We start from the raw sequence: 13,196 nt of genomic DNA, 5'->3' as shown, positions 1-13,196 counted from the left end.
TGCATTGTATCTATCCCTAAGTCAATTGTATTTATTGTCTGCATTGAGTGAGGCCAAACGCACGGAGACAATAGGTGCAATATGCGCAAGATGGATCAATACCTTTCGACAGCGGATACACTCTATCCTGACGGCTACGAACGGGAACGCGTGTTCCGCGATGCCGGCGACATGGTCGCACCGGCGCCCTTTCCGGCCAGGATCGCCCACACGCTTATTGGTCGCCTGATTGCGGGCGTGTCCTCATGGCAGCGGAAACGTCAGGGACGTTTTGCCCTGCGGGAACTTTCGGACGATCTGCTGGACGATATCGGCGTTACGCGGGATGAAGCCTTGAAGGAGGCGGCAAAATCCCGGCTCTTTTCCTGGCCGCCGCGGCCGCTTTGATTTTTTGTCGGAGAGCGGCGCCTTCTTTCCCCGGCGCCAAGCAGCCATTCGGCAACCCGCCATGCCAATCCCAACCGGCGCTGGCGGGTTTTTTTATGCCGGCCGCGTTCTCACGGGGGGCCAGTGTCTGTCGATCAGCAGCCCTTGCCGCCATTCGCCCAGCGCTTGACGTCGGTTGCGATGCGGCCGGAAAGGGCTTCGTTCATCACGGGGCCGAAAGCATCGAGTTTCGCCGGGTTGCCTTCGGCCTGAACCACCAGCATGGGCCGCGATTCCGGGCTGTTGCGCGGCACAAGCAGGATGCGCGGACGGCCGGAGAAGGAGTTGAGTTCCGGCGCCAGGCGATAGGCCTTGAACGCCGCGTCGCCCGATTTGAACCAGCAGGCATTCGCACCAAGCGCGATCCGTTCCATGGTCGGCAGGGCCGCGCGGGAGACGGAGGACGAGGGCTGCGGTTTCGGCTGGCAGGCGGCAAGTGCCGTCGCCGCGAGGATCAATGCGGCGGCCTTGTAGGCATTGTGTCGAAGAAGACGGGGCATCAGGTCATCCAGAAGAGAAGCCGAAACGGCATCAAAAAAGGCGGGCTCGAAGCCCGCCCGGTCTATCAGGCTGCGACGACGCCGAGCGCCGAAGCGAAGAGGCCGCGACCGTCATTGCCGCCATGGGCGGCTTCGATCAGGTTTTCCGGATGCGGCATCATGCCGAGGACATTGCCCCTGGCGTTGATGACGCCGGCGATGTCGTTCAGCGAACCGTTGGGGTTGGTGCCGTCGGCATAACGGAACACCACCTGGCCGTTGTCTTCCACGGACTTTAGCTCATCCGTATCGAGGAAATAGTTGCCGTCGTGGTGGGCGACGGGGCAGCGCAGAATCTGGCCCTTGTCATAAGCGCGGGTGAAATCCGTGTCGTTGTTGGCAACTTCGAGCTTCACTTCACGGCAGACGAATTTCAGCGAGGCGTTGCGCATCAAAGCACCCGGCAGCATGCCCGCCTCAACCAAAATCTGGAAGCCGTTGCAGACGCCGAGAACCTTGACGCCCTTTTCGGCCTTTTCGCGAATGGCCTGCATGACCGGCATGCGCGCGGCGATGGCGCCGCAACGCAGATAGTCACCATAAGAGAAACCGCCCGGGATGACGATCAGGTCGACGTCGGGAATATCCGTTTCCGTCTGCCAGATGGTGACGGGCGCGCTTCCGGAGATTTTCGTCAGCGCCGCGATCATGTCGCGGTCGCGGTTGAGGCCGGGAAGTTGGACGACAGCGGATTTCATCGGAGCGGCTCCTGGGGCTTCAGAGGATGGCGATGGCGTAGTTTTCGATGACCGTATTGGCCAGAAGCTTTTCGCACATTGCCTTCAGGTCGGTCTCGGCCTTGGCCTTGTCGGCGCCTTCCAGCTCCAGGTCGAAGACCTTGCCCTGACGGACATGGCCGACGCCACCGAAACCGAGGCTGCCGAGCGCGCCTTCGATTGCCTTGCCCTGCGGATCGAGAACGCCGTTCTTCAGCGTAACAGTCACCCGTGCCTTGATCACCTGATCTTCTCCTGATTTTACCCTTGCGGTGTCGATATTATTTCACGAGGCCGATATTACTTCACGAGGACAGGGCCGGTGCCGCGGATCGGTTCGTTTTCATTGATGATGCCGAGACGGCGCGCGACTTCGGAATAGGCTTCGAGAAGCCCGCCCATGTCGCGGCGGAACAGGTCCTTGTCCATCTTTTTCTGGGTTTCGATGTCCCACAGGCGGCAGCTATCGGGCGAAATCTCGTCGGCGAGGATGATGCGCATCATGTCGCCTTCGAAAAGGCGGCCGCATTCGATCTTGAAATCGACGAGCTGGATGCCGACGCCGAGGAACAGGCCGGAGAGGAAGTCGTTGACGCGGATGGCGAGCGCCATGATGTCATCGAGCTCGGCGGGGTTGGCCCAGCCGAAAGCCGTGATGTGCTCTTCGGAGACCATCGGGTCTTCGAGCTCATCCGACTTGTAATAGAACTCGATGATGGAGCGCGGCAGCACCACGCCTTCCTCGATGCCGAGGCGCTTCGACAGCGAGCCGGCAGCGACATTGCGCACGACGACTTCGAGCGGGATCATCTCCACTTCCTTGATCAACTGCTCGCGCATGTTGAGGCGGCGGATGAAGTGCGTGGGAATGCCGATCTTGTTCAGATGCGTGAAGACGTATTCGCAGATACGGTTGTTCAGCACGCCCTTGCCGTCAATGACTTCATGTTTCTTCTTGTTGAAGGCGGTCGCATCGTCCTTGAAGAACTGGATAAGCGTGCCTGGCTCCGGACCCTCGTAGAGGATCTTGGCCTTGCCTTCGTAAATACGGCGGCGACGGTTCATAATTGCAGGTCTCTTGGTTGACGCCGATTCTGGTGGCGTTGCGTTTGGTCTTTGAAGCGGTCCCATAAAGGAAAAGAGTGCATTCTACAATGCGGCTCGCATATTTCCCTTCAATTCTTGTGACAGGCCGGGGAAACCGCTGCGCCCGGAAATTAAACTTCCGGGGCTGATCGAAGGGGAGGCGGTCCGCCGGGCTGGTGCCGTCAGGGCTCGACAGCCTTCAGCCGGCTCAAAAACTGCGCGAAGACCATACCGCCTTCCGGCCACGGACCATGGCCGGACTCGGTGTTGATATGGCCGGACATGCCGGCGTCGATCAAAAGCGAGCCCCAGGCGGCGGCGATGTCATCGGCATGTTCATAGGAGCCGAAAGGATCGTTGCGGCTGGCGATGGTGATCGCCGGGAAAGGCAGCGGATCGCGCGGGTAAGGCCCGAAGGTCATCAGGTGCTTCGGCCGGATATCGGGATTGGCGACATCGGGCGGTGCGACGAGCAGCGCGCCGGAAACCTTCTTGCCGATTTCCGGTAGGGCATGGATGACGGTCGGCACACCGAGCGAATGGGCGACGAGGACGATAGGCCTGGTGGAGGCATTGACCTCTTCCACCAGCCGGGCGACCCAGTCTTCCTTCACGGGTTTGGACCATTCGGCCTGCTCGACGCGGCGTGCGGTGGAAAGCTTGCGCTCCCAGCGGCTCTGCCAGTGGTCGGGGCCGGAATTGGTATAACCGGGGACGATCAGGATATCTGCTTCTGAAACTTTCATGCGCCCATATCTGTGTTGCGATGCCGCCGCGATCAAGGTCGCGGCGGCATTAACTTCAAGGTCTCAAACTCAGTTCAAGTCTCAGGCGTTACCGAAGACGCGGGTGAAGATCGTGTCGACATGCTTGGTGTGGTAACCGAGGTCGAACTTTTCGCGGATCACCTCTTCGGGAAGTGCGGCGCGCACTTCCTCGTCGCCCAGCAGTTCCTCAAGGAAATCGGCGCCCTGTTCCCAGACCTTCATGGCGTTGCGCTGTACCAGACGGTAAGCGTCTTCGCGCGATACGCCGGCCTGCGTCAGTGCCAGGAGAACGCGCTGAGAATGCACGAGGCCGCGGAACTTGTTCATGTTCTTCAACATGTTGTCCGGGTAGATCACCAGCTTTTCGATGACGCCGGCCAGGCGGTTCAGTGCGAAATCGAGAGTGACAGTGGTGTCGGGGCCGATGGCGCGCTCCACGGAGGAGTGGCTGATATCGCGCTCGTGCCACAGCGCAACATTTTCCATGGCCGGAACCACCGACATGCGCACCAGACGGGCAAGGCCGGTCAGGTTTTCGGTCAGAACCGGGTTGCGCTTGTGCGGCATGGCGGACGAGCCCTTCTGGCCCGGCGAGAAGAACTCTTCCGCTTCCAGAACCTCGGTGCGCTGCATGTGGCGGATTTCGATGGCGACGTTTTCGATCGACGAGGCGATGACGCCGAGGGTTGCGAAGAACATGGCGTGGCGGTCACGCGGGATGACCTGCGTGGAGACCGGCTCGGGGATGAGGCCGAGTTTGGCACAGACATGTTCTTCGACGCGCGGGTCGATATTGGCGAAGGTGCCGACGGCGCCGGAGATTGCGCCCGTGGCGATTTCCGCACGGGCATTGACGAGGCGTTCGCGGTTGCGGTGCATCTCGGCATAGAAGCGGGCGAAGGTCAGGCCCATGGTGGTCGGCTCAGCGTGGATGCCGTGGCTGCGGCCGATGCGCACCGTATTCTTGTGTTCGAAGGCGCGGGTCTTGAGCGCCGCCAGCACCCGGTCCATATCGGCGAGCAGCAGATCGGCGGCGCGCACGAGCTGGATGTTAAGCGTGGTGTCGAGCACGTCCGACGAGGTCATGCCCTGATGCACGAAACGGCTGTCGGGACCGACAAACTCGGCAAGATGGGTGAGGAAGGCGATAACGTCGTGCTTGGTGACGGCCTCGATTTCATCGATGCGGGCGACGTCGAAGGTGGCGCTGCCGCCCTTTTCCCAGATGGTCTGGGCAGCGGACTTCGGGATAACGCCGAGTTCGGCAAGTGCGTCACAGGCATATGCCTCGATCTCGAACCAGATGCGGAACTTTGTTTCCGGCGACCAGATGGCGACCATTTCCGGCCGGGAGTAACGAGGGATCATGGCAATGACTTTCTTTGTGGAGGAATTTTGCTGCCCGTTTAGCAAAGTGTTCCGGTAATCTCAATCTATCAAGCTACATGCCTCTGTTGCTCATTGCGCACGTCGGCAGAGGATTGCGCCCGCAGGCAGGAGCGGAACGATGGCAAAGGGAAAATATAAGCCAGGGCCGAGAATGCAGAACTGGTAAATCGCGCCGAGCGATGTGAAGAGCTGCTGGAAAAACCAGATGCGGGAGAATGCCGGCGCGTGCCATTGCGCATAGAAAATACGGTATTCGAAAGCGAAAAACGCCGCCGCAACTGCCAGCGTGAAAAAAGCGATGGCAAGACAGGCCGCCGCAAAACGCAGCGGCAGGGCCGTGGAAGCAGGTAGGAAGTGCAGCGCCGCCATGGCCAGCAGCCAGCCGAAAAGACCGCCCGCGAAGAAAAGCATGACGATGTCGGCGGCATGGTCGGTTTCCAGCCGGTTCCTGACATAGAGGCCGATAGCGGCGGCGGCGCTGGAACAGACGGCCCAGACAAGCGCGCCGAGCAGCGGAAACAGCGCCGCCGAAGCCGTGTCACGGAAACCCCGCCTGTCGCTTTCCATGCCGATCCCCCAACGCCTTGCCGTGCCCCCTTCGGCGGCGGTTATGTCCGCGCGGCTTCCGCTGCGTGGCGCAGTTGCGCGACCGTCTTGCGGTAGTCGGCAACGCCGTCGCCCTTGAAGATGGCCGAGCCGGCCACCAGCGCATTCGCACCGGCGGCAACGATCGCGCCTGCGGTTTCCGCCGTCACGCCGCCATCCACTTCGAGTTCTATCGGCCGGTCGCCGATCATGGCCTTTGCCGCGCGGATCTTGTCCAGCATGGCCGGAATGAACTTCTGCCCGCCGAAACCGGGATTGACGCTCATGATCAGGACGAGATCGACATCGTCAAGCACGTTTTCGATGACCGAAAGCGGTGTTGCGGGGTTGAGCGTCACGCCGGCCTTTCTGCCGAGCCCGCGGATCGTTTGCAGCGAGCGGTGCAGGTGAGGCCCGGCTTCGGCATGCACGGTGATGCTGTCACAGCCCGCCTTGGCGAAGGCTTCGAGGTACGGGTCGACGGGTGCGATCATCAGATGGCAGTCGAAGAAGGCCATGCTGTGCGGCCGCAGCGCCTTGATGACATCCGGCCCGAAGGAGATGTTGGGGACGAAATGGCCATCCATCACATCGAGATGAATCCAGTCCGCGCCCGCTTCCGTGACATCGGCGACTTCCTGTCCGAGCTTGGCGAAATCGGCAGCCAGAATGGACGGGGCTATGCGGATGGGCAGGGACATGGGGCAAACTCCTCTCGACGCGTTGCGTAAGCTGCCTTTAACACCAAGTATCGGGGTTTGAAACGGCTGCCCGCGCGGTTGCCGGCGGTTTTCAGCTGCGTTTCCTCGAATTTTCGGCGGCGCGGGTTTCGCCTATTGTCTTTCAGCCTTGTCCGCCGGTTCGAAGCGCTGGCCGTTCCATCGCTGCAGGCGATAGGGATTGTCCAAAAGGTCATGCGACGGGCTGAAGCCAAGATCGCCGAGAACGGTTTTGAAAAGGGTGCCGCCCGCCAGTATCTCCGGCGCGGGTTTCGACTGTGCCTGCGTGGCTTCCGCAAGGGCGGCGGTGAGTTCCGCTGCCGCATAGGCCGGCAGGACGTAACCTTCCGGCTCGATACCGGCGCCGCGCAGTTCGCCGGCAACCGCCTGGGCCGATGGCAGGGTATCATAGGCCGGGCGGGTGACCGCCAGCACATTCGCGGCCAAAGGGACCGGATTGTTGGCCGCATTCATGGCATCGCCGCCCATGACGGTGAGGGGAATGTTCTCCGACCCGGCATCTCTGGCGATGATGGCGACGTCATTGCGCTCCGCGCCGATAAAGACATGGGAAATGCCGGTGCGTGCCAGCCGGCGCACCAGCGCTACCTGCTGTTCCTGGTTGGGCCGCATCGTATCGGCAAGGGTGGGCTTCAGACCGTTTTCCTCGAGCGACGAGCGGATGCGGTCGACCAGTTCGCGGCTGTAGATCGTGCCGTCATCCACAAGCCCGATGGAGTGTCCCTTCCAGTCGCGCAGGATGATCTCCGCGATCCTGTCCGATTCGGCCCTGTCGGACGGGGCGAGGCGAAAGAGCGGCCAGCCGTATTTCAGGGCGTCTTCCATCAGGATCGGCGCGCGGCTGGAAAGCGTGATGGCGGGAATGGCGGCCGCTTTCAGCGGCGGCAGAACATCCTGAAGCGTTTCGGTGCACAAGAAACCGATTGCGGCGCTGACCTTGGCGGCCACGAGGCCATCGGCAATGGCGCCGCCGCTGCCATCTTCGCAGCTTTCATGGATTTCGACGACATCCAGCCCGAGCTTCGCCGCGGCCGCCGTCGCACCCTGCCGTACCTGCTGCCCCAGGAGTTCGTAAGGACCGCTCTGGGGCGCAACGATGCCAATCGATGCCGCGCTTGCTGAGCCCGCAAGGGCAAAACCGGCGATGATCGTTAGCAGGCGAAGTGAAAGCATGACGCGATAGAAATCCTGTTGTCCCGGCTTGATGTTTATCGGCAACAACCGGTTTTCCAAAGGAAAAATCGCCGATGTTCCATCATATTCGCATATCGCCATCCGCGGGACGGCGGATTTGCTCTGAAGTTGTCCGATTCTAGAGGGCGGGTCGTTGTCGCAGCTTGTAGTTGTTGCTGTTCGATATAATTGCGCACCATGTTTTTATTAAAGGATTATTTTTGCCGACGAGCAATTCGCTCCTGCGCCGGATGGGTGGAGAAGTATTTCACATCATTGTCGGGGCGGGCGTTACTTCATAAATCCATTACATGTGGCGCGTATAAGCACAGTTTAGAGAAAGCCGGCCTGCGATTCTGCTTTTTAAAGTGCAGCACAAAAAGATGCACATTTTATTTTCATATTTGTAATTTATTGATATATAAGGTAAATATATAAACCTTCCCATCATTCACCTCTTTTCCGCCATGTTTTTTTCGCATTTGCGAGAAGATTTGCTTGACGGAAAGTAAATGATTAGCTTAGATATAACTGTTTCAGGGGACGACTGAAATTGGCTGTAACAGGCCTCGGAAAGTGTTCCGATTATAAGCACTGCCAGACTATATTGCTTTTCATATTCTATTTTTTTCATTACGTATAAACCGCTTCGGGAAACTGGGGCGGTTTTTTACATGGAGCTAATTTAAGCAATTTAAAATTGAATTAGAAAAGTCCTGCGCAAAGACGTTCTTTCATTTTCGAATTTATGGAAAAGATATCGCGCGGAGGGGGCGAAGCCGGCTCCGACGTACAGATCAATATGACTGCTTGAAAATGCCCGTTGACGGCAATTGGCGCCCGCAAGCGAGTTCGGTCGGCTGCCTGTGCGGCTTTATTTAAGGGCGGCCAGGGCGTCCCTGGCAAAGGCGGAGATGGGTTCGGGAAGCTTATCCGGATCGAACCAGCCGATGGCGGAAAGCTTGTCGGGTTCGGTCAGTGCCGGCTCACCCTGCGCATCGTGGGTGACGAAGATCAGCGAAACCCAGTGGTGGCGATCTTCCGGATCGATGAATTCGCTATGGCAGAGGAATTCGACGTTGCCGATCTTGAGCCCGGTTTCTTCTTCGGCCTCGCGGCGTGCCGCGGCGAGGGAAGTTTCAAGGTGATCGACCTTGCCGCCCGGAATGCTCCAGTATCCGGCTTCCGGCGCCTTCAAGCGCCGGCATAAAAGCACGCGGCCGTCACGCAGGATGGCGAGGCCGACGCCGACACCCGGAAAATCGAGACCTGGCCTGGCGGTCGGCTTCATGCTGTCCATTCCCGCGGTCAGGCCTTGGCGTTGGCCACGATCAGCATGAAAGCGGGGATGTCGTCGCCGAAACCAACCGGTGTCGGGCCATCGTCATGGTCGCGATAATGGCGGCGGCGGTCGCGGTTGTCGTCATTGGCGTGCAGCGGATTGCGGCTGTTGCGGTCGGAATTGCGCGGGGTCTTTTCCTGCTTGCGTTCTGCTTTCACCTTGTCGTCTCCATGAGCCGCGATGTCCGTGTCCGCAGCGGATTGTGCACCCTGATTGATGTTTTCGACCGGCGCTGCGTCGCGACGGTTGCGGTCGCGGCCCCTGCCGCCCCGTTCCTTGCCCCGGCGGCCGGAATTGCTTTCAAAGCTTTCCATGGGCGCGGGAAGGGTGGAGAGGTCACCGTTCTGCCACTCGATCTTTTCGCCGATCAGCTTTTCGATCGCGTCGAGATACTTCGTGTCGCTCCTGGTGACGATGGTGAAGGCCTTGCCCGAGCGGCCGGCACGACCGGTACGGCCGATGCGGTGGACATAGTCTTCCGAATGAATGGGAATATCGAAGTTGAAGACGTGGCTGACATCGGGGATGTCCAGGCCGCGTGCGGCAACGTCGGAGGCGACGAGCAGCTTCAGATTGCCGTCCTTGAAGTTCTGCAGCATCGTGGTGCGCGAACGCTGGTCCATGTCGCCATGCAGCGCGCCGACGGAAAAACCGTGACGGTCGAGCGAACGGAACAGGTCGGCCACATCCTTCTTGCGGTTGCAGAAGATGATGGCGTTCTTCAGTTCGGCTTCTTCGGCGCGGACGAGATCGCGCAGCACGGCGCGCTTTTCATAGTCCTTGTTGTGCGCGGCAACGATGCGCTGGGCAACGGTCTTTGCCGTGGAGGAGGGCTTGGCGACCTCGACACGAACCGGGTTCTGCAGGAACCGGTCGGCCAGTTTCTGGATTTCCGGCGGCATGGTGGCCGAGAAGAACAGCGTCTGCCGGGTAAACGGGATCATCTTGGCGATGCGCTCGATATCGGGAATGAAGCCCATATCCAGCATACGGTCGGCTTCGTCGATGACGAGGATTTCCACGCCGGTCATCAAAAGCTTGCCGCGCTCGCAATGGTCGAGAAGGCGGCCGGGGGTGCAGATCAGCACATCGGCGCCGCGCTCAAGCTTGCGGTCCTGGTCTTCGAAGGAAACGCCGCCGATGAGGAGCGCGACGTTCAGCTTGTGATTCTTGCCGTATTTCTCGAAGTTCTCAGCCACCTGCGCTGCCAGCTCACGGGTCGGCTCGAGGATCAGCGTGCGCGGCATTCTGGCGCGAGCGCGGCCCTTCTCGAGCAGGGTGAGCATCGGCAGAACGAAGGACGCGGTTTTGCCCGTGCCGGTCTGTGCGATACCGCAGATATCACGCTTTTCCAGCGCCGGCGGAATGGCGCCAGCCTGAATGGGTGTCGGCGTCGTGTAGCCGGCATCTGCAATAGCGGAAAGAACTTTTTGGCTCAGGCCAAGATCAGAGAATGTTGTCAAAGGAAGAACTTTTTCCGTTCTGGTTCGGTAAGAACACCTGCGTGCCGCGACGGCACTTGCAAAGACTTGGCGCGGGGATATGCCCAAATTGCCGGAAAGTCAAGGAAACAACGGGAAAAGCGCACGAAACAGCGGGGTTCGGGCGGGGCTTCTGGGCCTTTGGTGCAGATTTCAGCGATTTATCGTAAAAAGCGCAAAAAAAGCATTAAAATCGGGCTGCTATTTTAAATAGGTTTTGAGTTCCGTTCCGGCGATCAGGAAGCGCATCGGATCGACTGGCGTATCGTTGCGGCGCACCTCGTAATGCACATGCGGACCGGTGGAGCGGCCGGTGCTGCCGGCGCGGCCGATGATGTCGCCGGCCTCGACCCTGTCGCCGGCTTTCACCAGAATCGCGGAGAGATGGCCGAATCGCGTCGACACGCCCTGGCCGTGATCGATCTCGACCATATTGCCGTAGCCGCCGGAATTTTCCGCGGCCGTCACCTTGCCAGCGCCGGTGGATTTGACGTCGGCACCGGTTTCGGCGCGAAAATCGATGCCGGTATGCAGGGCCGGGCGGCCGAGAAACGGATCCATCCGGTTGCCGAATCGGCTGGTGATCGCCCGGCCGGGGGCCGGGTTGCCGAAGGGCAGGGTGGTCGCGGTTTCCTTGACGATGTCGAGCCGGTTCAACGCATTGTCGAGATTGGTGAGCGACAGGTTGAAAGGATCGGTGTCACCGCGCTCGGGGTCGGCATAGGGGCCGCCTATGTCGTCATTGCCGTTCTCTTCGATTTTCAGGCCCGCCTGCCGGATGATGTCCTGCATCGCATTCGCCTTGTCCTCGGCGTCGCTGGTCAGTCTGGCGATGCGCGATATCTGCTGGCGTTCGATATCCTTCAGCGACAGGGTCACCTTGGAAAACACCCGGTCGGCCCGGTCGGACGGCGTTTCGCCGGCTTCGGGTACATAGGCGGCGCGTCTGTCCGATGTGGCCGGCTTTTCCACCTGCGGCTTGCGTGGCGTCATCAGCTTTTCAATGGCTGAAAGGCCGCCGGAGAGGTCAGCGCGTTTTTCCGGCGCCATGGCGTTCGAAAGAGAAGAGGGTGCGGCCGGGGAGGCGGCGATGCCGGAATTTTCGGCGCGCTCCAGCAATTCGCTCATGCGGCCGTGCCGCGAGGTCAGCGCCGCCTGCTGTTCCAGCAGCTTTTCCACTTTCTTTTCAACGACCTGTTGATCGAGCAATTGCCGGGAGGTGACACGGTCCACCTGAGCTCTCAGCGCTGCAATGCGGTCTTCATAGTCGTGCTGCATGCGGGTCTGGCGGGCCATGGTCGCGCCGATCAGGTCGTCACGCAAAATGAGATAGCCTGTGGCTCCGAGATAACCGAGCGAGAAAAGGCCGATCGTGCAGCCGGCAAGCGCCGCCATCCACGGACGGATGGTCATGTGCCGCACCCTGTCGCCGCGCGCGAGAATGAGCACGTGAGGCTCACGCTTTTTGCCGAATACCCGGTTTTCCGCCGTATCAGTCACAATCTCTCTCCGGACTGGCCGATTTCTTAAGGGAAATCATAATTCGTTAAGGTTAACGAAGTTTTGCCGGAGAGGCCTTTTGGCGATGTCGGCTATTGGCTGACGGATGTGAGCGAGCGGTAAAAGGAGGGCGTCAGGCCGGCCTCGGCGCGGGCGATGTCGTTGAAGGGCGGTTTCAAAGGGCCGCGGAAATTCGCGCGCACCAGCTGCCTGAAGGTTGCGGCCGGGTCCTTCTTTTCACGGGCGCAGAGGAACCGGAACCATTTCGCGCCGATGGCGACATGGCCCTTTTCGTCATTATAGATGACATCGAGAACGGCGGCGCTTTCGAGATCGCCCGTCTCACGCATCTTCGCCTGCAGGGAAGGGGTGACGTCCAGTCCGCGCGCTTCCAGAATGAGCGGGACGACGGCGAGCCGTGCAGTGAGATCGTTGCGGGTGGAATGCGCGGCCTGCCAGAGCCCGTCATGGGCCGGCAGATCGCCATAGTCGGCGCCGAGGCTTCTCAGCCTGTCCCGCACCAGCCGGAAATGTTTCGCCTCCTCGAAGGCGACCTGCATCCAGCCGTCGAAAAAGGAATGCGGCACCGGCTCGCTGGCATAACGGGCGACAATATCGAGCGCGAGATCGACGGCGTTGAGTTCGATATGGGCTATGGCGTGCAGCAGCGCGATGCGGCCCCTGACGCTGTGAAGGGAGCGGCGTTCCACGGCGGTTGGCGGCACGAGTTCCGGTTTCTCGGGTCTGCCCGGCCGCTCGGGCAGCGGCGGGTCGAGAGGCGAGCGCAGCGACAGGCGGCGCTCGAACCAGCGTGTCGCCGTTTCCTGCGCGAGTGCGGTCTTTCTGTCGAGATCGGCGCTCACGATGGCATCCGTCGCGCCGCCTCGCAGCGAGATGATTTTGAACGGGGGCGTCACGACGGGTTGGTCCCTCAGAGCTTCTTCACAGCCTCGAGAACGGCCTGGGCATGGCCCGCGACCTTCACCTTGTTCCAGATTTCCGCGATTTTTCCATCCGGGGCAACGAGGACGGTCGTGCGTTCGACACCCATGTATTTTTTGCCATACATGCTTTTTTCCTTCCAGACGCCATAGGCTTCCAGAACCTTCCTCTCTTCGTCGGAAGCGAGCATGACGGATAGCGAATGTTTTGCCGCAAACTTGTCGTGGCTTTTGACGCTGTCGGGCGAAATGCCGATGACGACGGCGTTGGCTGCCTCGAATTCGCCGCCCAGCGCGCTGAAGTCGATGGCTTCTGCGGTGCAGCCGGAAGTATCGTCCTTCGGATAGAAATAGAGGATGACGGCCTTGCCTTGCAGTTTGGACAATGTCACCGTCCCTTCACCGTTGCGGGGCAAAGTAAAATCGGGAGCCGGGCCGCCAATCGTCAAGTCTGTCATAATCTACCTTTCTTTCGCCGGGATGTTGAGGAAAAGTCGCCACATTCGATATA

Annotated in this window: 15 protein-coding genes; 1 reads left to right on the top strand and 14 read right to left on the bottom strand. The window is 60.1% G+C overall.

Annotated elements, in window-relative coordinates:
- The first annotated feature begins 81 nt into the window (after positions 1-81).
- Positions 82-387 carry a DUF1127 domain-containing protein gene (locus tag EM858_RS22195; RefSeq protein ID WP_080816742.1) on the top strand — a complete coding sequence of 102 codons (306 nt, stop codon included), beginning with the start codon at positions 82-84 and terminating at the stop codon, positions 385-387.
- Positions 388-521: 134 nt separating this feature from the next.
- Here the strand turns inward: EM858_RS22195 and EM858_RS22190 are convergent, their stop codons facing one another.
- The 14 genes from EM858_RS22190 to EM858_RS22125 all read right to left on the bottom strand — a co-directional run bounded on the left by EM858_RS22190 (position 522) and on the right by EM858_RS22125 (position 13,143).
- Entirely contained in the window at positions 522-926 is a 405-nt protein-coding gene (locus EM858_RS22190) for a hypothetical protein (RefSeq protein WP_127757985.1), read from the bottom strand.
- Between the two features lie 65 nt (positions 927-991).
- Positions 992-1,663, bottom strand: coding sequence for a phosphoribosylformylglycinamidine synthase subunit PurQ (purQ, locus tag EM858_RS22185; protein ID WP_080816744.1), 672 nt, complete (start codon positions 1,661-1,663; stop codon positions 992-994).
- Between the two features lie 19 nt (positions 1,664-1,682).
- Entirely contained in the window at positions 1,683-1,925 is a 243-nt protein-coding gene (gene purS, locus EM858_RS22180) for a phosphoribosylformylglycinamidine synthase subunit PurS (protein ID WP_003507918.1), read from the bottom strand.
- 56 nt (positions 1,926-1,981) lie between these two features.
- Entirely contained in the window at positions 1,982-2,746 is a 765-nt protein-coding gene (purC, locus tag EM858_RS22175; RefSeq protein WP_003520440.1) for a phosphoribosylaminoimidazolesuccinocarboxamide synthase, read from the bottom strand.
- Positions 2,747-2,949: 203 nt separating this feature from the next.
- Entirely contained in the window at positions 2,950-3,513 is a 564-nt protein-coding gene (locus EM858_RS22170) for an alpha/beta hydrolase (RefSeq protein ID WP_080816746.1), read from the bottom strand.
- Between the two features lie 81 nt (positions 3,514-3,594).
- Entirely contained in the window at positions 3,595-4,902 is a 1,308-nt protein-coding gene (purB, locus tag EM858_RS22165; protein ID WP_020810926.1) for an adenylosuccinate lyase, read from the bottom strand.
- 90 nt (positions 4,903-4,992) lie between these two features.
- Positions 4,993-5,490: a hypothetical protein gene (locus EM858_RS22160; protein ID WP_127757984.1), complete on the bottom strand. Its 498-nt coding sequence runs from the start codon at positions 5,488-5,490 to the stop codon at positions 4,993-4,995.
- Between the two features lie 41 nt (positions 5,491-5,531).
- Positions 5,532-6,209, bottom strand: a complete 678-nt coding sequence (rpe, locus tag EM858_RS22155; protein ID WP_003520447.1) for a ribulose-phosphate 3-epimerase — start codon at positions 6,207-6,209, stop codon at positions 5,532-5,534.
- Positions 6,210-6,341: 132 nt separating this feature from the next.
- Positions 6,342-7,523 carry a branched-chain amino acid ABC transporter substrate-binding protein gene (locus EM858_RS22150; protein WP_164865527.1) on the bottom strand — a complete coding sequence of 394 codons (1,182 nt, stop codon included), beginning with the start codon at positions 7,521-7,523 and terminating at the stop codon, positions 6,342-6,344.
- A 772-nt stretch (positions 7,524-8,295) separates the two neighbouring features.
- Entirely contained in the window at positions 8,296-8,721 is a 426-nt protein-coding gene (locus EM858_RS22145) for an NUDIX domain-containing protein (RefSeq protein WP_127757982.1), read from the bottom strand.
- Positions 8,722-8,729: 8 nt separating this feature from the next.
- Positions 8,730-10,226, bottom strand: a complete 1,497-nt coding sequence (locus EM858_RS22140; protein ID WP_003520451.1) for a DEAD/DEAH box helicase — start codon at positions 10,224-10,226, stop codon at positions 8,730-8,732.
- Positions 10,227-10,445: 219 nt separating this feature from the next.
- Complete coding sequence (locus tag EM858_RS22135; RefSeq protein WP_127757981.1) at positions 10,446-11,744, bottom strand: M23 family metallopeptidase; 1,299 nt, start codon at positions 11,742-11,744, stop codon at positions 10,446-10,448.
- A gap of 92 nt (positions 11,745-11,836) precedes the next feature.
- Complete coding sequence (locus EM858_RS22130; RefSeq protein WP_065655196.1) at positions 11,837-12,661, bottom strand: ferritin-like domain-containing protein; 825 nt, start codon at positions 12,659-12,661, stop codon at positions 11,837-11,839.
- A 14-nt stretch (positions 12,662-12,675) separates the two neighbouring features.
- Positions 12,676-13,143, bottom strand: coding sequence for a peroxiredoxin (locus EM858_RS22125; protein ID WP_020810868.1), 468 nt, complete (start codon positions 13,141-13,143; stop codon positions 12,676-12,678).
- Positions 13,144-13,196 lie beyond the last annotated feature (53 nt).

The organism is Agrobacterium sp. CNPSo 2736, from assembly GCF_004005385.1.
Taxonomy (GTDB): domain Bacteria; phylum Pseudomonadota; class Alphaproteobacteria; order Rhizobiales; family Rhizobiaceae; genus Agrobacterium; species Agrobacterium leguminum.
Note: the sequence above shows the minus strand (reverse complement) of the source record. Positions and strands in the feature narration are given on the sequence as shown.